Annotated in this window: 13 protein-coding genes and 2 rRNA genes; 3 read left to right on the forward strand and 12 right to left on the reverse strand. The window is 71.7% G+C overall.

Translation table 11 applies throughout. The features are described 5' to 3' along the window. Positions 1-22 precede the first annotated feature (22 nt). Both ACQPYN_RS22845 and ACQPYN_RS22850 read right to left on the reverse strand, forming a co-directional pair. Positions 23-1,429: an amidase gene (locus ACQPYN_RS22845; protein ID WP_433028058.1), complete on the reverse strand. Its 1,407-nt coding sequence runs from the start codon at positions 1,427-1,429 to the stop codon at positions 23-25. Between the two features lie 46 nt (positions 1,430-1,475). Next, entirely contained in the window at positions 1,476-2,135 is a 660-nt protein-coding gene (locus ACQPYN_RS22850; protein WP_433028061.1) for an HNH endonuclease, read from the reverse strand. Between the two features lie 210 nt (positions 2,136-2,345). Here ACQPYN_RS22850 and ACQPYN_RS22855 point away from each other — a divergent pair, with 210 nt between their 5' ends. From ACQPYN_RS22855 to ACQPYN_RS22865, 3 genes are read left to right on the forward strand one after another with little or no spacing between them, the layout of a single operon-like run. Beyond that, positions 2,346-3,359 carry a mechanosensitive ion channel family protein gene (locus ACQPYN_RS22855; protein WP_433039009.1) on the forward strand — a complete coding sequence of 338 codons (1,014 nt, stop codon included), beginning with the start codon at positions 2,346-2,348 and terminating at the stop codon, positions 3,357-3,359. Between the two features lie 32 nt (positions 3,360-3,391). Continuing rightward, on the forward strand, positions 3,392-3,790 hold the full coding sequence (locus ACQPYN_RS22860) for a globin (RefSeq protein WP_274187604.1): 399 nt from the start codon (positions 3,392-3,394) through the stop codon (positions 3,788-3,790). Between the two features lie 34 nt (positions 3,791-3,824). Next, positions 3,825-4,535: a dienelactone hydrolase family protein gene (locus tag ACQPYN_RS22865; protein ID WP_433028064.1), complete on the forward strand. Its 711-nt coding sequence runs from the start codon at positions 3,825-3,827 to the stop codon at positions 4,533-4,535. Positions 4,536-4,537: 2 nt separating this feature from the next. Here the strand turns inward: ACQPYN_RS22865 and ACQPYN_RS22870 are convergent, their stop codons facing one another. The 10 genes from ACQPYN_RS22870 to ACQPYN_RS22915 form a co-directional block, all read right to left on the reverse strand. Continuing rightward, positions 4,538-4,915: a hypothetical protein gene (locus tag ACQPYN_RS22870; protein WP_433028067.1), complete on the reverse strand. Its 378-nt coding sequence runs from the start codon at positions 4,913-4,915 to the stop codon at positions 4,538-4,540. After that, entirely contained in the window at positions 4,912-5,109 is a 198-nt protein-coding gene (locus ACQPYN_RS22875; RefSeq protein ID WP_433028070.1) for a hypothetical protein, read from the reverse strand. The genes ACQPYN_RS22870 and ACQPYN_RS22875 overlap by 4 nt, the downstream gene beginning before the upstream one ends. Then, the gene (locus tag ACQPYN_RS22880; protein WP_433028073.1) at positions 5,106-5,534 is read right to left on the reverse strand and encodes an acyl-CoA thioesterase; all 429 of its coding nucleotides are present in this window, start codon (positions 5,532-5,534) and stop codon (positions 5,106-5,108) included. The genes ACQPYN_RS22875 and ACQPYN_RS22880 overlap by 4 nt, the downstream gene beginning before the upstream one ends. 35 nt (positions 5,535-5,569) lie before the next feature. Continuing rightward, entirely contained in the window at positions 5,570-10,510 is a 4,941-nt protein-coding gene (locus ACQPYN_RS22885; RefSeq protein ID WP_433028076.1) for an NAD-glutamate dehydrogenase, read from the reverse strand. A gap of 148 nt (positions 10,511-10,658) precedes the next feature. Continuing rightward, a complete protein-coding gene (locus ACQPYN_RS22890) occupies positions 10,659-12,164 on the reverse strand; it encodes a hypothetical protein (RefSeq protein WP_433028078.1) in 1,506 nt (501 codons plus the stop codon). A 66-nt stretch (positions 12,165-12,230) separates the two neighbouring features. Beyond that, positions 12,231-13,073 (reverse strand): hypothetical protein, encoded by an 843-nt coding sequence (locus ACQPYN_RS22895; RefSeq protein WP_433028081.1) that lies wholly within the window; start codon positions 13,071-13,073, stop codon positions 12,231-12,233. Positions 13,074-13,086: 13 nt separating this feature from the next. Beyond that, complete coding sequence (gene ettA / locus ACQPYN_RS22900) at positions 13,087-14,763, reverse strand: energy-dependent translational throttle protein EttA (protein WP_433028084.1); 1,677 nt, start codon at positions 14,761-14,763, stop codon at positions 13,087-13,089. 50 nt (positions 14,764-14,813) lie between these two features. After that, the gene (locus tag ACQPYN_RS22905; protein WP_433028086.1) at positions 14,814-15,428 is read right to left on the reverse strand and encodes a single-stranded DNA-binding protein; all 615 of its coding nucleotides are present in this window, start codon (positions 15,426-15,428) and stop codon (positions 14,814-14,816) included. 306 nt (positions 15,429-15,734) lie between these two features. Continuing rightward, positions 15,735-15,851: ribosomal RNA gene (gene rrf / locus ACQPYN_RS22910) — 5S ribosomal RNA — on the reverse strand. Between the two features lie 160 nt (positions 15,852-16,011). After that, positions 16,012-19,121, reverse strand: a 23S ribosomal RNA gene (locus ACQPYN_RS22915). Positions 19,122-19,362 lie beyond the last annotated feature (241 nt).

Consider the following 19,362-nt stretch of genomic DNA (forward strand, 5'->3'; position numbering starts at 1 on the left):
TCGTAGGAGGCCCCGGATCGCCTCACATCCCGGGAGGCCGCCGCTGCGCCCACGGCCGCGCCGCCTCGAGCTCGGCGCCGAGCGCGAGCAGCACCGCCTCCTCGCTGCGCCGGCCGCGCAGCGAGACGCCGATGGGCAGGCCGTCCGACCAGGACAGCGGCAGGGAGATCGCGGGCTCGCCGGTGAGGTTGGCGATCGCGGTCCACGGGGTGAACGCGACCTGGCGCGCGAAGTCGTCGACCGGATCGCCCCCGGCGGTGAACCACCCGACCGGGCGGGGCGGCAGCGCGACGGTCGGGGTCAGGACGGCGTCGAACGCCGCGCGCTCGGCGACCAGCCCGCGGGTCGAGACCTGGAGGGTGTGCAGCGCCGCCATCGCCTCCCACCCGCCGACCTCGCGACCGCGGGCGCGGAGGTGGCGGGTCAGGGGCTGCAGGCGGGGTTCGTCCCCGGGCGCGACGGGGTCGCCGAGCGAGAGCACCGTCCACAGCGTCAGGAACGCGGCCACCGCGTCGTCGGGCAGGCGCAGCGTCACCGGCTCGACGTGGTGGCCGAGCTCGGCGAGCAGGGCGGCCGTGTCCTCCGCGGCGCGGCGGCAGGCGGGGTCGACCGCGGCACCGTCCAGCGGCGCGTCGACGGCCAGCGCGATCCGCAGCCGCTCCGAGGGGCGGGCGACGGCGCCCAGGAAGCCGCCGTCGGGCGGGGGCGCGGGGACGAAGGGCTCGCCGGGCGCGGCCGTCGTCATCGCGTCGAGGAACGCGGCCGCGTCGGCGACCGTGCGGGCCAGCGGGCCGTGCACCGACAACCCCGCCGGGTCGCCGCCCGCCGGGCCGGCCGGGACGCGGCCACGGGTGGTCTTGAGCCCGACCAGCCCGCACACGGACGCCGGGATGCGCACCGAGCCGCCGCCGTCGGTGCCGTGCGCGACGGGCAGGATCCCCGCCGCCACCGCGGCGGCCGCCCCGCCGGACGACCCGCCCGCCGACCGCGTGGTGTCCCACGGCGTCACGGCCGGCAGCCTGCCGGCGGGCTCGGTGTAGCAGGGCAGGCCGAACTCGGGGACCGCCGTCTTCCCGATGCTGATCGTGCCCGCGGCGCGCAGGAGCCCGACGACGTCGTCGTCGTACGCCGGGACGTACCCGTCGTGGATCACCGAGCCCCGCGCCGTGCGCACACCGGCGGTCGCGGTGAGGTCCTTGATCGCCGTCGGCACCCCGGCGAGCGGTCCGCCGCCGGCGACACCGGCCCGGTCGAGCGCCCGCGCGTCGTCCCGGGCCCGCTCGGGTGTCAGCACCGCGAACGCCCCGAGCTCGGGGCCGAGGCGTTCGGCGCGGGCGAGGGCGGCGTCGACGACGTCCAGCGCGCTCACGTCACCGCGGCGCACCGCCGCCGCGGTCTCGAGGGCGGTCAGCTCTTGGAGGTCGCTCACGGGTGCACCATCGTGCACGCAGGAGTCCGGGAGGTGTCAGGAGGTGTCAGGCGGCCGTCTCCCCCAGGTACGGCAGCCAGAGCGGGTCGGCGTCCACGACGCTCGCGAGCAGGCGCCAGTGCCGGCCCCGCGGCGCGGTGGGCATGGTGCGCAGCGGCCAACCGAGCTCGGCGAGCAGCTTGTCCGCCTTGCGGTGGTTGCACCGGGCACAGCACGCGACGCAGTTCTCCCACGTGTGCGTCCCGCCCCGGCTGCGCGGGACGACGTGGTCGATGGTCTCCGCGCGCCCTCCGCAGTAGGCGCAGCGGAAGCGGTCGCGGTGCATGAGCGCCGCGCGGGTCAGCGGCACCCGCGCGCGGTAGGGCACGCGCACGTAGGTCCGGAGCCGGATCACCGAGGGGACGTCGACCGAGCCGGTGGCCGAGTGCAGGACGAGCCCGGCGGCGTCGCCGTGGACCACCTCGGCCTTGTCGCAGACCAGCAGCACGATCGCGCGCCGGAGCGGCAGCGCGGTGAGCGGTTCGAAGGTGGCGTTGAGGAGGAGGACCCGGCGGCGACCCCAGGACGGCGCAGGGAGTGCGGACGGCGTCGGGGAGAGCGGGGCCGGGAGCGAGGGAGCGAGGGAGAGTTCGGGGACGGGATCGGGAGGGTCGAACGCGCCGTGCGGCGGCGTGGTGGGCGGGACCTCGCTGACCAGCGGAGTCACGCTGCCGGGTTGTCGTTCGTGCACACGACCACCTCCCGGGGAGTTGGTGTTATACGACCACACAACACGCGCGATCGCACGCCTGTTCTGATCGCCCGCGCGCGGCGACCGGGGCGGGTCGGGGCTTGGCGGGGCACGGCGGGGCGTGCTCTAGCGTCGGGGAACGTGACCGTGCCGCCGCCGACACCGCCACCGGCGCCGTCGGACCTCCTGGAGAACCCGCTCTCGAGCGCGATCCCGCCCGAGGCGCCCGCCTGCGCGGCGGACCAGGGCTCGCTGTGCGCGCGCGTCTACCGGCTCACGCAGACCGACTGGCTGTCCCGGTCCGCCGACGAGCTGTTCGCGCACGCCGTCGTCGTCCTGCTGATCATCGTCGTCGCGGTCTTCCTGCGCCTCGCCGTGCACCGCGCAATCCACCGCCTGACCAGCGGCGCCGGCGAGGGACGGGTCCCGACGCTGTTGCGTCCCCTGCGCGACCGCGCGGTGCGCACCCTGCGCGACGCCGCCCCGCTCATGGTCGAGCGCCGCACGCAGCGCGCGCAGGCGATCGGCTCGGTGCTGCGGTCGTTCTCGACGATCCTGATCTACGGCGTCGCGTTCGTGCTGATCCTGGGCGAGTTCGGGGTGAACCTCGCCCCGATCATCGCCTCGGCGGGGATCGTCGGTGTCGCCATCGGTTTCGGCGCCCAGAACCTCGTGCGCGACTTCCTGTCCGGCATCTTCATGATGCTCGAGGACCAGTACGGCGTCGGCGACGTCGTCGACCTGGGCGAGGCCACCGGCACCGTCGAGGCCGTCGGCCTGCGCGTCACGACGCTGCGGGACATCGCCGGCACCGTCTGGTACGTCCGCAACGGCGAGGTGCTGCGCGTCGGCAACTCCAGCCAGGGCTTCTCCGTGGCCGTCGTCGACATCCCCGTCGGGCACTCCGCTGACGTGGACGACGCCCTCGAGATCGCCGAGCGGGCCGCCAACGCCGAGTGCGCCGAGCCGAAGATCGCGAGCAAGGTGATCGCGCCGCCCGAGATGCTCGGCGTCCAGTCGGTCACCGCCGAGGGCGTCCTCATGCGCCTGACCATCCGCACCCGCCCCGGCGAGCAGTGGGCGGTGCAGCGCGCCGTCGCCGCCGAGGTCAAGACCGCCCTCGACGACGCCGGCGTGCCGGCCCCGTACCCGTTCGGCGGACGGCCCGGAGTCGCGGGCCCCGGGACCCCGGCGGTCTGACGGACCGGGACCGGATCTGGGACCGTGGTGGGGTGAGTGCACCGCAGGCCGGACGGCCCGAGACCTTCTACGACGCCGTGGGCGGGCACGAGACCTTCGTGGCGATCGTGCACCGCTTCTACGAGCAGGTCGCCGACGACCCTGTCCTGCGTCCCCTCTACCCCGAGGAGGACCTGGGCCCGGCGGAGGTGCGCCTGCTGATGTTCCTCGAGCAGTACTGGGGCGGGCCGCAGACCTACTCCCACCAGCGCGGACACCCCCGGTTGCGGATGCGGCACGGCCCGTTCGCCATCGGCCCCCTCGAGCGGGACGCGTGGCTGCGCTGCATGCGCGTCGCCGTGGACGAGGCGAACCTCCCCGAGGAGCGCCGCCGGCAGATGTGGGAGTACTTCGAGATGGCCGCCACGAGCATGATGAACAAGACCTGGTGAGCGCCCGGGCCTGACGCCTGGTGGGATGGCCCGCATGGCTGCGTCGACACCCTCCGGCAACCCGCTCCAGAACGTCTCCTTCCCGAGCAACGGGCGGACCGCCCACGGGTACCTGGCCCTTCCCGAGTCCGGCTCCGGGCCCGGCGTCGTGGTCATCCAGGAGTGGTGGGGCCTCACCAGCCACATCGCCGACGTGACCAACCGCCTCGCCGCCGAGGGCTTCGTCGCGCTGGCTCCCGACCTCTACGGCGGCACGACCACCCACGACTCCGACGAGGCGGCCCGGCTCATGCAGGAGCTGCCCGTCGACCAGGCCGCGACCGACCTCGGTGGCGCCGTCGACTTCCTGCTCGCGCACGAGGCCGTCACCGGCGACAAGGTCGGTGCGGTCGGCTTCTGCATGGGCGGCGGGTTCGTGCTGGTCCTCGCCGCGCAGCAGGGCGACAAGATCGGTGCCGCGGTGCCGTTCTACGGTGTGCTGGGCGAGGACTTCCCCAGCTTCGAGAACCTGTCCGCCCCGCTCCTCGGCCACTTCGGCGAGGAGGACGAGATGGCGCCGCCGGAGGCCGTCGAGGACCTCGCCGAGCGGATCGAGAAGGAGTCGGGCGTCCGGCCGGACTTCCGCCTCTACCCCTCCGACCACGCGTTCTTCAACGACGAGAACCTGCTCGGCACCTACGACCCCGAGCAGGCCCTCAAGACCTGGAGCGCCACCCGCGACTTCCTGCGCGCGAACCTCGGCTGACGTCAGGTCAGCAGGGCCAGGCGGGGTCGGCGGCGGCGCACGATCGCGCTGTCACCGACCTCGACCCGCATCCACGCGTCGTCCTCGGAGAGCGCGACGGTCAGCCCCGCGGGGTCCTCCGGCCAGCCCATCCCCGCCACGGCGACGAGGCAGCGCGCGGGCACCCGCACCCCGCCGCCCTCCCACGCGGTGTCGTCCAGGCCCGCCTCGGTGATGCGGGCGACCAGGGCGTCGACCTCCTCCGCGGCGATCGACCCCACCGCCCGCCACGGCCCGTCTCCCGGCAGGTCGCCGCGCCAGCGGCCGTCGACCGCCGCCCCGGGGTCGACCTCCGGGGCGTCGACGACGCTCAGCGCGGCGAGCAGGTCCGACCCCGTCACCGTGACGTCGCGCGGCTCGACCGACCCCGGGTCCTGGTCGCGACGAGCACGTCGAACGGCGTGCCCGCCCACAGCGCCACCTTGCCGCCGGTGTCCCGCAGCCGCACCACGGCCGCCGGGTCGAGCCGCACGACGCGACCGACGACGTCGGCGAGCGCGGCCCGGTCCGCCGCCTCGGGGACCGCCAGGCTCACGACGAGTAGCTCGCGAGGAACTCCCGCTCCACCGTGGTCAGGCGCCGCGGCCGCTCGCTGGCGAGGTCGTAGGGCACGAGCTGGGTGGTCGCCGTGACCGCGGGCTTCGCGGCGTCCCAGCCGCCGTCGCCGTCGGGCAGCAGGAGCCGGTAGGCGACGCGGAACGACGCGGCACGCACGTCCTGCGCGGTCATCTCGACGCGCACCCCGGACGGGGACCACGTGATCGGCCGCTTGTAGGCCACGTCCAGGGCGGACACGAGCAGGCCGCCCTCGAAGTCCCCCACGCCGGCCTCGGTCGCGGCCTCGAACAACATGCCGGTGCGGGCGTCCTCGAGCAGCGTGACCACGCGGGCGTGGTTGACGTGCCCGTAGGCGTCCTGGTCGGACCAGCGGACGGCCACGTCGTTGACGTACGGAGCCACGCGGTTGCTTCCTCCTGCGCTCGGGGCGTGTCTTCTCAGCGGACCATGCTGCGGAGCTGGCGGGCGGCCACCGACACGGTGGCCAGGTCGTCCCGGCGCTCCTTGGCGATCTCGGCGAGCGCGGTGCGCGCGCGCACCAGCCGTGAGGCGTTGGCCTGCTCCCAGTGCTCGATCTTCTCGTCCACCGACTCCTCGGGGCCGGTGTCGGCCAGCACGTCGAGGGTGATCGCGCGCAACGACGCGTACAGCTCGTCGCGCAGGGAGAGCCTCGCCAGTGCGTTCCAGCGGTCGGAGCGGTCGAGCCCGGCGACGGCCGTGAGCAGCGCGTCCAGCCCGAGGTGCTCGGAGAGCGCGTAGTACAGCTCGGCGACGGCGAGCACCTCGTCGTCGGTGACCTCACCGTCGGCGGTGTGCACCCCGCCCTGCTCCTGTTCCGCGATCTCGGTGATCTCGACGACGTCGAGCAGCCCGAACGCGTACAGCCCGCCGAGGGCCCGCCGCGCGAGCTCCACCGGGGTGCCGGCGACGACGAAGTCCTGGGTGCGGGCGAACAGGCCCTCGGCCTCGCCCCCGCGCAGGAGCTCGGGGACGCGCGGGGCGAGCGCCGCGATCCAGGGCCTGAACCGCTGGATCTCGGCGCCGACCGCGATCGGCTGGGGCCGTTGGGTGAGGAACCAGCGCGCCGCGCGGTCGAGCTGCCGGCGGGCGGCGAGGGTGATCCGGTCGGCGACGAAGGTCGGGAGCACGTGCTCGCCCGCGGCGAGGTCGGCGGCCAGCTCGTCGAGCCCGAACACCGAGGTGGCGACGTGGTAGGCGCGCACGGCGTCGCCCGGGGAGGCCGCGACCTCCTGGACGAGCCGGTGGACGTAGGTCAGTCCCCCACCGTCGACCACGGTGTTCGCGAGCATGGTGGTGACGATCTGGCGGCGCAGCGGGTGTGCGGCGACGGCGTCCGGGTAGCGCTGCGCGAGCACCGGCGGGAAGTACGCCGGCAGCCGGCGGGCGAACACCTCGAGGTCGGGCAGCTCGGAGGCCGCGAGCGCGTCGGTGAGGTCGAGCTTCACGTGCGCCATCAGCGTGGACAGCTCGGGGCTGGTCAGCCCCTGGCCCTCGTTCCAGCGGACCTCGAACTCCTCCTCGGAGGGGAGCACGTCCAGCTCGCGGTCCAGCCGCCCGCGGGCCTCCAGGTCGGCGACGAGGTCCCGGTGCACGTGGAGCATGCCGACCGCGTGCGCGCGCGACACCCCCAGCACCTCGTTCTGCGCGACGTTGTCGGCCAGCACGAGCCCGGCCACGTCCTCGGTCGTCGCGGCGATCTGCTCGTCGCGGTCGGCCGGGCCGAGCTCGCCGCGCTCGACGAGCGAGTCGAGCAGGATCTTGATGTTGACCTCGTGGTCGGAGCAGTCGACGCCCGCGCTGTTGTCGATCGCGTCGGTGTTGACCTTGCCGCCGGCGCGGGCGTACTCGATGCGCCCGCGCTGGGTCAGCCCCAGGTTCCCGCCCTCACCGACGACCGCGACGCGCAGCTCGTCGCCGTCGACGCGCACCGCGTCGTTGCTCTTGTCGCCCACGTCGGCGTGCGTCTCGGTGGACGCCTTGACGTAGGTGCCGATGCCGCCGTTCCACAGCAGGTCGGCGGGGGCCCGCAGGATCGCGCGGACCAGCGTCGGCGGGTCGAGGTTCCCCGGCTCGACGTCCAGGACCTCGGCGGCGCGGGCCGACACCGGGATCGCCTTCATGGTGCGCGGGAAGACCCCGCCGCCCTCGCTGATCAGCGATTCGTCGTAGTCGGCCCACGAGGAGCGCGGGAGGTCGAAGAGCCGGCTCCGCTCGGCGAACGAGACCGCCGGGTCCGGGTCGGGGTCGAGGAACACGTGCCGGTGGTCGAACGCGGCGACGATCTTCAGGTGCTCGGAGAGCAGCATCCCGTTGCCGAACACGTCGCCGGACATGTCGCCGACGCCGACCACGGTGATCTCGTCGCTCGCGACGTCGGTGCCGAGCTCGCGGAAGTGCCGCCGCACGCTCTCCCACGCGCCGCGGGCCGTGATGCCCATGGCCTTGTGGTCGTAGCCCACCGAGCCGCCCGAGGCGAACGCGTCACCGAGCCAGAACCCGTAGTCGGTGGCCACGGCGTTCGCGAGGTCGGAGAACGTGGCGGTGCCCTTGTCGGCGGCGACCACCAGGTAGGAGTCGTCGCCGTCGTAGCGCACGACGCCCTCCGGGGTGCGGATCGCCGACTGCGCCGCGTGCCCCTCGCGGTCGTCGACGAGGTCGAGCAGCCCCGAGACGAACATGCGGTAGCAGGCGACGCCCTCGGCGCGGGCGGCATCGCGGTCGGTGGCCGCGTCGCCGGTCGGTGCGGGCGGCCGCTTGACCACGAACCCGCCCTTGGCGCCGACCGGGACGATCACCGCGTTCTTCACGGCCTGCGCCTTGACCAGGCCCAGGATCTCGGTGCGGTAGTCCTGCAGGCGGTCCGACCAGCGCAGACCCCCACGCGCGATCGCCCCGAACCGCAGGTGCACGCCCTCGACGCGGTTGGAGTGCACGAACGTCTCGATGGCCGGCACCGGCTCGGGCACCCCGGGCACCTGCGCGGGGTCGAGCTTGAGGGCGAGGAACGGCCGGGGCGCGCCGGTCTCGTCGCGCCGGAAGTAGTTCGTGCGCAGCGTCGCGCGCACGACGCCCAGCAGCGAGCGCAGGATGCGGTCGGCGTCGAGGCTCGTGACCTCGGCGATCGCGTCCGTCACCCGCCCGTCGACCTCGGCCACGCGTCGCTCGCGCTCGTCGTCGGACAGCGCCGGGTCGAACCGGGCCTCGAACAGCTCGACGAGCCCGACGGCGACGTCACGGTGGGCGCCGACGACGTCGGTGATGTAGCTCTGCCCGTACGCGCTGCCGACCTGGCGCAGGTACCGCGAGAACGCGCGCAGCACCGCCGCCTGGCGCCATGAGAGGCCGGCGCGCAGCACCAGGGCGTTGAAGCCGTCGGCGCCGACGTGCCCGCTCCACACCGCGTCGAACGCCTCCGCGAAGCGCTCGGTGAGATCGGCCTCGGTGCCCGGCGGCACGGTGTCGGTGTCCCCGAGGCGCAGGCCGAAGTCGTTGATCCAGCAGCTCAGCCCGTCGCTGCGGGTGACGCCGTAGGGACGCTCGTCGACGACGACGACGCCCAGCGACTGCAGCGCCGGCAGCACCGACGAGAGCGTCGCGCGCCGGCCCGCGAGGTAGAGCTTGAGACGGCGGTCGCCGGCGTCGGGGTTCGTGGGCCGGTAGAGGCGCACCGCGGTGTGGTGGCCGTCCCCGTCGGCGCCCTCCGGGGTGAGGCCGTCGAGGACCCGCAGGTCGAGGAGCCCGCGCTCGGGGCCGAAGTCCTCCTTGTAGGACTCCGCGAACGGCTCGCCGATGCTCGCGAGCACCGCGCGCTCCTCGCCGGTCGCGTGCTCGCGCAGCCGGTCCGACCACGTGCGCGCAGCCTCGGCGAGCTGGTTCGTCAGCGCCTCGAGGTCGGGTGACACCGGCTCCTCGCGCCCGGTGTGCACCGTGACGTGCAGGAGCGCGAGCTGGTCCTCGGTGACCCGGGCGGTGTGCTCGAGGTCGGTGCCGCGGAGCTCGCGCATGAGCACGTCCTGCATCCGCGTGCGCGTCACCGTCGTGTAGCGGTCGCGCGGCAGATAGATCATGCACGAGAAGTAGCGGCCGTACGGGTCGCGGCGCAGGAACAGCCGGACCCGGCGGCGTTCGGCGAGGTCGAGCACCCCGGTGGCCGTCGACTCGAGCGAGGCGCGGTCGGTGCACAGCAGCTCGGCGCGCGGGTAGGTCTGCAACACCTCGAGCAGGCGCTGGCCCGACCACGAGTCGACCGGGAGCCCGGCCTCGGCCACGACCTCCTGCACGCGCCGCGAGACCACGGGGATGCCGAGCACGTCGGCGTGCCGGGCGGCGACGGTGAGGATCCCGAGGAAGCGGTGCTCGCCGACGAGGCGGCCCTCCTCGTCGTGGATGCTCACGCCCACGTAGAGCGGGTGCTCCGGGCGGTGCACGGTCGATCGGGCGCTGGCCCGGGTGAGCACGAGCAGCTTGCGCGGCGCCGCGTCGGCGGCGACGCCGGCGGGGCGCACGCTGTCCGGGCTGGCGGTCAGCGTGCGCGCGACGAGGCTGTCGCGGCGCAGCACACCCAGTCCGGTGGCGAGGACGCCCCGCAGGGCCGGCCCCTCCGGGGTGTCGATCAGTTCCTGGCGCCGGTAGCCGAGCAGGATCAGGTTGCCCTGCGCGAACCAGCGCAGGAGGGCGACGGTGTCGGCCGTGTCCGCGCCGCCGCCGGCCGCGGCGAGCTCGTCGGCCAGGGCGCGGGCGGTGGACACCATGCGGTCGCCGTCCTCGACGACCTCGCGCACGTCGGTGAGCACGCCCGAGAGCCGCGCGTGCAGGTCGGCCGCCAGGTCGCGCGCCGGGTCCGAGCCGGGCAGGTCGCCGAGCTCGATGTTCATCCAGGACTCGGCCACGGTGCCCGGCGGCGGCGCCGCGGGGTCGGCGAGCGGGAGGATGTCCAGCAGTTCGCCGCGCACGTCGCGTCGCACCACGATCACCGGGTGCACGACGCGGTGCACGCTCGCGCCCGTCCGGTCGATCTCGGCGAGCACCGAGTCGATGAGGAACGGCATGTCGTCGGTGACGACGAGCACCGAGATGCGCCCCGCGGCGCCCGGGGTGTCGAGCACCGCGGTCACCGGCTTCCCCGGCACCCGCAGGCGGGCGAGGCTCCGGTGCGCCCGCACGGTCGCCAGGGCGTCCGCCGGCTCGGGGACGAGCTCGCTGTCGGGCACCCGGGCGAAGTACGTGATCGCCAGCTCGCCGAGCTCGCTGTCCGGCGGGTCCTGCTCGGCGGCGACCGCCCGCAGCACCTCCCGCACGCCGGGCCAGGAGCTCGCCGCTCCGTCCCGGGCGGCGTCACGGCTCGTGGTCGTCGTCATGGCGTGCTCACACACCTCGCACGTCGGTGGGCGGAGGTCCTCCCCGTGTGCCGCTCGCGGCACGACCGAGGGGTCACGCGAGCCACCCTAACGACGCCCCGGAGCGGCGAACCGGGACTCGAGGGAGTGACGGGCGCCCGGTGGCGGGTCACCGGCGCGCCCGCCGGTCGTCGGCGGCGTCCGGCCCGGGGCCTGCGGAGTGGTAGGCGTCCATGGCGTCGGCGAGCAGATCGGCCAGGCGCGGGCCCGGGTCGTCCTCGCGCCGCGCCGGGGGCACGCCGGTGCGCGACCCCTGCGGCCCGGTACTGCTGGACGGGGTGACGTGCGTGGCGCCGGTGCCCGTCGAGGCCCGGGGTGTGGCGGCAGGACCGGGCGGCCGGGCGCTCGACGACGTGACGGTCGTGTGGCCGTTGGTCCCGTTCAGCGGCGTCGGCGAGCCGTTCGTGAGGCCGCCCCCGAGCGGCACCCCGGCGTCCTCGTACTCGCTGAGGAGGTCGACGAGGGTGAGCGCCAGCTCCCGCGCCAGCTCGTCGTCGACACCTCCCGGCCCGGCGCCGGGCCCGGTCGTGACGCCCTGACCGAGAGCACTCCGGCCCAGGGCGGTCCGGCTGTCCACGCCTCGGCCGTGCTGGTCGGCCTGGCCGTTCGCGCCGGTGTGGGCGACGCCCGGGCGCGCGGCGACGGTCGCGGGGTCCGGGGCGTCGAGGGCGTCGCGCCGCCGGCTCCCGGACGGTGCGCGGTCCTCGTCCCGCGCCCCCATGGCGATCCGCTCGAGGCCGAGCGGGTCGCGGTCGTCGAGGTTCACCGTCCCTCGGCCCGCGTCCCCGAGTCCACGGTCCGCAAGGGGATCGGTCCCGTCCTCGTCGGCGCGTCGGCGCGCTGACCCGTGCTCGTCGTCCCGGGAGCCGAGGGGGTCGTCGCGCCGGTCGTCGGAGCGGGAGGACCAGGGCACGTCGTCGCGACGGGGCAGGATCGACTCCGGCGCCTCCCACCGCGCGCGGGCCCGGGCGAGCCGACGGCGCCGGGCGGCGGCGGGGTCGTCGTCGCCCGGGGTGGCGTCGCTGCGGGCGTGGTCGTCCGGGGCGCCGGTGAGGGTCTCGGCGGGGCCGTCCTCGGGCGGCTCGGTGGCGGTCGCTGCCGGCTCTGCGGTGGCGGCCGCGGCCGAGAAGGCGACGAACTCGCCGCGGGCAGCGGCCAGCGCGGCGGCGAGCAAGTCGCCCGGGTCGTCCTCCTCGCGGTAGCGGTTGCGGCGGCGGCGCGGTTCGGCGGCCGGTTCAGCGGCCGGCTCCGGTGCGTCGTCGACCACGGCGTCGTTCCCGGGCGGCGACTCCTCCGGCTCCTCCGGCTCCGGGCCGGTCGGCAGGCCGTCGAGCGCGAACGCCGGGGCGGACCCGGCGCCCGTCGGAGAGGCCGTGTCGGTGGTGATCTCGGCGGGGCCCGCACCGCTCCTGGCCTCGGTCGCCCAGGCGCCGTCGGCGTCCTCGCCGGCGGCCCGGTCCGGGGCGTCCCCGTGGACGCCGCCGAGGGATCCGGTCCTCGTCGCGGGAGAGCGCGGCCGCCAGCGCGACGCGTGCCCGCGTGGCCTCCTCGTGCGCCGCCTCGAGGTGCGGGCGGGCGCGACGGAGCTCCTCCAACGCCAGACGTGCGTCGCCACGTCCCTCGGCCACGGCGGCGAGCACCTCGACCGCGACGGCGACCTGCGCCTCGTGGCCCCGCGCGGTCAGGTCCGTCTCTGCCTCACGCGCCAGGCGCTCCGCGGTCTCGAACTCACCGGCCGGCAGGTGCACGTGCCGCGCCAGCACACAACGCAGGCGACCCAGCGCCAGCGACGTCGTCGCCCGGGGCGTGTCTGCCAGCGCCGGCGTCCCCGCCTCACGGGCCTCGTCGCGACGACCGAGCCCGGCGAGGAGCTCGACGCGGTCCGCGAGCAGCAGGGCCGCCTGGCGCCCCCGTCCGCGACGTCCGCGTCCGACACCGCGACGCGGAGGACCTCGAGCGCCCCGGAGGTGTCCCCCGCGTGCCGGCGGGCCTCCGCCCGGGCGCGCCGCATCGCGAGGCGCCGGGCGTCGTCCGCGGTCTCGCCCACGAGGTCGTCCACCTGACGTCCGGCCGCATCCACCCCGGCGACGTCGCCCCGGGTCGCTCGCGCCGCCGCCCACGCGACCAGGGCGTCGGCGCGCGCCGCCGAGGGCAGCACACGCCCGGCGGCGAGCGGCTCGAGCAACGACTCCGCGGCGTCGACGGCACCGCACCGCAGGGCCGCGAGCGACAGCTCGCACCGCAGGGTCCCGGCATCGACGACGCGGCCCTTGCGCTCGGCCGCACGGAGGTGGGGCAGGGCGCGCACGATCAGCTCGGCGCCCCGGTCGGACTCCCCGAGCGCGAGGACCGCCGACCGCTCGGCCGCGGTCCGGGCGCTCGCGTCCGCGCCGGCCACCCGGGCCACGTGCTCGGCCAGGGCGACGCTGAGCTGCGGATCCGTCCACCGCAGGCCCTCCGCGACCGCGAGGATCGCGCTCGCGCTGAGCCCTGGGACACCGGGCTGCCCGGCCGGCACCTCCACCTCGGGGAGTCCCTCAGTCCCGGGTCAGCTTGCGGTGCGTCACACGGTGCGGGCGGGCGGCGTCCGGGCCGAGGCGCTCGACCTTGTTCTGCTCGTAGTCGGCGAAGTTGCCCTCGAACCAGAACCACGAGGCAGGGTGATCGTCGGTGCCCTCCCACGCCAGGATGTGGGTGCAGACGCGGTCGAGGAACCAGCGATCGTGCGAGACCACCACGGCGCAGCCCGGGAAGTTCTCCAGCGCGTTCTCGAGCGAGGACAGCGTCTCGACGTCGAGGTCGTTGGTCGGCTCGTCGAGGAGCAGGAGGTTCCCGCCCTGCTTGAGGGTCATCGCGAGGTTGAGACGGTTCCGCTCGCCTCCGGAGAGGACGTTCACCGGCTTCTGCTGGTCCGGCCCCTTGAAGCCGAACGCCGAGATGTACGCGCGGGACGGCATCTCGACGTTGCCGACCTGGATGAAGTCGAGCCCGTCGGACACGACCTTCCAGACGTTGTCGGTGCCGGAGAGGCCCTCACGTCCCTGGTCGACGTAGGAGAGCTTGACCGTGTCGCCGACCCGCACGTCGCCCGAGTCCGGCTTCTCGAGGCCGACGATCGTCTTGAACAGCGTCGTCTTGCCGACGCCGTTCGGCCCGATGACGCCGATGATGCCGTTGGGCGGCAGCGAGAACGACAGGTCCTTGATGAGCAGGCGGTCGTCGAAGCCCTTGTCGAGGTGGCTCACCTCGACCACCACGTTGCCCAGACGCGGGCCCGGCGGGATCTGGATCTCCTCGAAGTCGAGCTTCCGGGTCTTCTCCGCCTCGGCCGCCATCTCCTCGTAGCGGGCCAGACGCGACTTGCTCTTGGCCTGCCGCGCCTTCGCCCCCGAACGCACCCAGGCGAGCTCGTCCTTGAGCCGCTTCTGCAGCTTGGAGTCCTTGCGGCCCTGCACCGCGATGCGGTCGGCCTTCTTCTCGAGGTAGACCGAGTAGTTGCCCTCGTAGCCGATCGCCCGCCCGCGGTCGAGCTCGAGGATCCAGCCCGCGACGTTGTCGAGGAAGTACCGGTCGTGGGTGACGGCGAGGACCGCGCCCTCGTAGTTGGCGAGGTGCTGCTCGAGCCACTGGACGCTCTCGGCGTCCAGGTGGTTGGTGGGCTCGTCGAGCAGCAGCAGGTCGGGCTTGCTCAGCAGGAGCTTGCAGAGCGCCACGCGCCGGCGCTCGCCACCGGAGAGGTGTGTGACCGGGGAGTCGCCGGGCGGGCACCGGAGGGCGTCCATCGCCTGCTGCAGCTGGGAGTCGAGGTCCCACGCGTCGGCGTTGTCGAGGTCCTCCTGGAGGGCACCCATCTCCTCCATGAGCTCGTCCGAGTAGTCGGTGGCCATGAGCTCGGCGATCTCGTTGTAGCGGGCGAGCTTGGTGGCCACGTCGCCCGCGCCCTCCTGCACGTTGCCGAGGACCGTCTTCTCCTCGTTCAGCGGCGGCTCCTGCTGGAGGATGCCGACGCTCGCGCCCGGGGCGGCGAACGCCTCGCCGTTGTTCGGCTGGTCGAGTCCCGCCATGATCTTCAGAACGCTCGACTTGCCCGCCCCGTTGGGGCCGACGACACCGATCTTCGCGCCGGGGAGGAAGTTCAGCGTGACGTCGTCGAGGACCACCTTGTCCCCGTGGGCCTTGCGAACCTTCTTCATGGTGTAGATGAACTCAGCCACGCCTCCGATGGTAGTTGCCACCGCTCGGCGTCCACCGGCCCCGGGGCCGTTCAGGCGCTCGCGCGCGACGAGCCGGAACGCCGCCGGTCACCGGGGGTGATGCCCGTGACCGTCGCCCCCTCCGGCTCCGACCCGTCGAGCGCCGACGCGACGTCCACGGCGCCCTCGGTGACCAGGGTCGGCTCGCTGCTCGTCGCCGTGGCGAACGCGGGGACGACGTCAGACGTCCCCTCTCCGAGCCCCACCGTTCCCGCGAGCCCGTCGCCCTCGGTCACCGTCCCGTCGGCAGTCTGAGCGAGGTCAGGACGACGGCGGTGGACGTCCGCGGTGCAGCGCGCGAGGTCCGGCCCGATCGCCACGGCGCTGATCTCGGTCATGTACCGCCGGACGCCCTCCGCCTCGTACTCGCGCACCGAGAGGCGCCCGGTGACGATCACCGGATCACCCTTCGTCAGGCAGCGCGCACCGTCGGCCAGCCGCCGCCAACAGTTGACCGATGCGGTGAACCGGTCGCCGTCGACCCACGACTCCGACGCCTTGTCCCAACGGCGCTCCGAGCTCGCGACGCGGAAGGTCACGAGCATGTGCTCCAGGTTGGCGCCCACCCGCCGCGCGATCACGTCGCCCGCGACGTTCCCCGTCACGGTCACCATCGTCTCGTTCACGTCGAACTCCGCTCGTCCTGTCCGGGGCCGGGGCGATTCCCTGCCCGCAGGACCAACCATCACGCGGCCGGCGCGCAGGACGGGAGCACCGATCGCGCGCCTGGGGACGAGAGCGGAGGTTGTGGACGGAGCCATGTCGTGGTGAGCCGTCGAATGGTCCGCACGGCCTCGACAGCGCCGCCGGAAAGGCGAATACGGGATGGCCGGTAAATCGACAGGCCCCGCGCGAAAAAAGGGGCGGGGGCTCCTGGTGGAGTCCTCGCCCCTTGTGTTTCGGGTGAGAATGTGTGTGGGGGTGGTCGGGTGTTCCGGCGGTGTCCTACTCTCCCACGACCTGTCGGTCGCAGTACCATCGGCGCTGGAGGGCTTAGCTTCCGGGTTCGGGATGGGTCCGGGCGTTTCCCCTCCGCTGTGACCACCGGAACACCCCACCACCCCCACAAGACCGGGTTGCCCGGTTGTGGGGTGGGGTGTGTGGTCGCTGGGATATGCACAGTGGACGCGAACAGAATTTCTTCTGTTTCGTTACGCAGTTTGTTTGCCGTGTTCACACACAAGCTCGTCGTGATTGCTTGACGTGTGTGTGGGCAAGTCCTCGGCCTATTAGTACCAGTCCACTGAACGCCTTGCGGCGATTACATGTCTGGCCTATCAACCCACTGGTCTGGTGGGGGCCTTAACCCTCGAAGGGGTGGGAGACCTCATCTTGGAACAGGCTTCCCGCTTAGATGCCTTCAGCGGTTATCCTTTCCGAACGTAGCCAACCAGCCGTGCCCCTGGCGGGACAACTGGCACACCAGAGGTTCGTCCGTCCCGGTCCTCTCGTACTAGGGACAGCCTTCCTCAAGTCTCCTGCGCGCGCGGCGGATAGGGACCGAACTGTCTCACGACGTTCTAAACCCAGCTCGCGTACCGCTTTAATGGGCGAACAGCCCAACCCTTGGGACCTACTCCAGCCCCAGGATGCGACGAGCCGACATCGAGGTGCCAAACCATGCCGTCGATATGGACTCTTGGGCAAGATCAGCCTGTTATCCCCGGGGTACCTTTTATCCGTTGAGCGACACCCCAACCACGTGGTGGTGCCGGATCACTAGTCCCGACTTTCGTCCCTGCTCGACCCGTCGGTCTCACAGTCAAGCTCCCTTGTGCACTTGCACTCGACACCTGGTTGCCGACCAGGCTGAGGGAACCTTTGGGCGCCTCCGTTACCCTTTGGGAGGCAACCGCCCCAGTTAAACTACCCACCAGGCACTGTCCCTGGACCAGATCATGGTCCGAGGTTAGATGCCCAATTCGACCAGAGTGGTATTTCAACGTTGACTCCACGATCACTGGCGTGACCGCTTCCCAGTCTCCCACCTATCCTACACAAGCCGAACCGAGCACCAATACCAAGCTGTAGTGAAGGTCCCGGGGTCTTTCCGTCCTGCCGCGCGTAACGAGCATCTTTACTCGTAGTGCAATTTCGCCGAGTCTGTGGTCGAGACAGCGGGGAAGTCGTTACGCCATTCGTGCAGGTCGGAACTTACCCGACAAGGAATTTCGCTACCTTAGGATGGTTATAGTTACCACCGCCGTTTACTGGCGCTTAAGTTCTCAGCTTCACCCCGAAGGGTTAACCGGTCCCCTTAACGTTCCAGCACCGGGCAGGCGTCAGTCCGTATACATCGTCTTGCGACTTCGCACGGACCTGTGTTTTTAGTAAACAGTCGCTTCCCCCTGGTCTCTGCGGCCCCACCCCGCTAACCCGCAAGGGGTTTCACGGGACAGGGCCCCCCTTCTCCCGAAGTTACGGGGGCATTTTGCCGAATTCCTTGACCACAGTTCGCTCGAACGCCTCGGTATTCTCTACCTGACCACCTGTGTTGGTTTGGGGTACGGGTCGCGTAGGAACTCGCTAGAGGCTTTTCTCGGCAGCATGGGATCACTCTACTTCGCCTCAAACGGCTATGCGTCACGTCTCAGCCTTGATGGTGAACGGATTTGCCTGTCCACCGGCCTACACGCTTGCACCAGCACTACCACTAGCTGGCGGAGCTGCCCTCCTGCGTCACCCCATCGCTTGGCTACTACCAGGCGGGGTCCCGCGCTCCCCTCGAGGTGCTCCCGAAGGAGACACCCGAGGTTCGGGCGGTTAGCACACCTGGATTCGCCAGGGACGCGCCTACACGAGCACGGGAATATCAACCCGTTGTCCATCGACTACGCCTGTCGGCCTCGCCTTAGGTCCCGGCTCACCCTGGGCGGAAAAACCTGGCCCAGGAACCCTTGGTCATCCGGCGGCAGAGTTTCTCACTCTGCTATCGCTACTCATGCCTGCATTCTCACTCACACGGGCTCCACGACTGGATCACTCCGCCGCTTCACCGCCCGCATGACGCTCCCCTACCCAACACCACCACCAGCTACGCCATCAAGGGCAAGCAGTGTTCACGCGGTGTTGCCGCGGCTTCGGCGGTGCGCTTGAGCCCCGCTACATTGTCGGCGCAGGACCACTTGACCAGTGAGCTATTACGCACTCTTTCAAGGATGGCTGCTTCTAAGCCAACCTCCTGGTTGTCTGGGCGATCCCACATCCTTTCCCACTTAGCGCACGCTTAGGGGCCTTAGCCGGCGATCTGGGCTGTTTCCCTCTCGACTACGAACCTTATCGCCCGCAGTCTCACTGCCGCGCTCTCGCTCACCGGCATTCGGAGTTTGGCTGACTTCAGTAAGCTTGTAGGCCCCCTAGGCCAACCAGTGCTCTACCTCCGGTGAGTACCACGCGACGCTGCACCTAAATGCATTTCGGGGAGAACCAGCTATCACGGAGTTTGATTGGCCTTTCACCCCTACCCACAGCTCATCCCCCAGGTTTTCAACCCTGGTGGGTTCGGGCCTCCACGCCGTCTTACCGGCGCTTCACCCTGGCCATGGGTAGATCACTCCGCTTCGGGTCTAGAGCACGCGACTACGATCGCCCTATTCGGACTCGCTTTCGCTACGGCTACCCCTCAACGGGTTAACCTCGCCACGTACCGCTAACTCGCAGGCTCATTCTTCAAAAGGCACGCCATCACCCCGCAAGGCTCTGACGGCTTGTAGGCACACGGTTTCAGGTACTGTTTCACTCCCCTCCCGGGGTACTTTTCACCTTTCCCTCACGGTACTCGTCCGCTATCGGTCATCAGGGAGTATTTAGGCTTACCGGGTGGTCCCGGCAGATTCACAGCGAATTTCACGGGCTCGCTGCTACTCGGGAACACCGCAACGGGAGAACGCAGTGTTTTCGTCTACGGGGGTCTCACCCTCTACGCCGACGCGTCCCAACGCCTTCGACTAACACCACGAACACCCGCACCAGGGCGGCAGCCCTGATACGCGGAACCCCACAACACCCCACCAGCAACGCCTGCCGGCTCTCACACTGGCGGGGTTTAGCCTCTTCCGCTTTCGCTCGCCACTACTCACGGAATCACTCTTGTTTTCTTCTCCTGCGGGTACTGAGATGTTTCACTTCCCCGCGTTCCCTCCCACCGTCCTATACATTCAGACGGCGGTGACACCCCATGACGGGTGCCGGGTTACCCCATTCGGACACCCTCGGATCAAAGCTCGGTTGACAGCTCCCCGAGGACTATCGCGGCCTCCCACGTCCTTCATCGGCTCCTGATGCCCAGGCATCCACCGTGCGCCCTTAACAACTTGACCAACACACACATCAAGAAATCACGACACAAATGTGCACAGAAACAAAAGATGCTCGCGTCCACTGTACAATTCTCAACGACCACACGAACCGCCACCACACCCCCCACAACACGGGGAGCAGGTGAACGATCGCCCCTAGAGACCAACAACCACCCCACACCTCCGAAGAGAGTGCGGGGCCGGTTGTCCTCTCAGGACCCAACAGTGTGCTGCCCAACCTCGAAAAGTCGGGAGTTCGGTG

It is taken from the genome of Actinomycetospora sp. CA-053990 (assembly GCF_050948445.1).
Classification (GTDB): Bacteria; Actinomycetota; Actinomycetes; order Mycobacteriales; family Pseudonocardiaceae; genus Actinomycetospora; species Actinomycetospora callitridis.

What these genes read in the sequence shown, in the direction of transcription:
- ACQPYN_RS22885 (WP_433028076.1), bottom strand. Translation starts at nt 10,510, where the DNA reads ATGACGACGACCACGAGCCGTGACGCCGCCCGGGACGGAGCGGCGAGC.
- ACQPYN_RS22865 (WP_433028064.1), top strand. Translation starts at nt 3,825, where the DNA reads ATGGCTGCGTCGACACCCTCCGGCAACCCGCTCCAGAACGTCTCCTTC.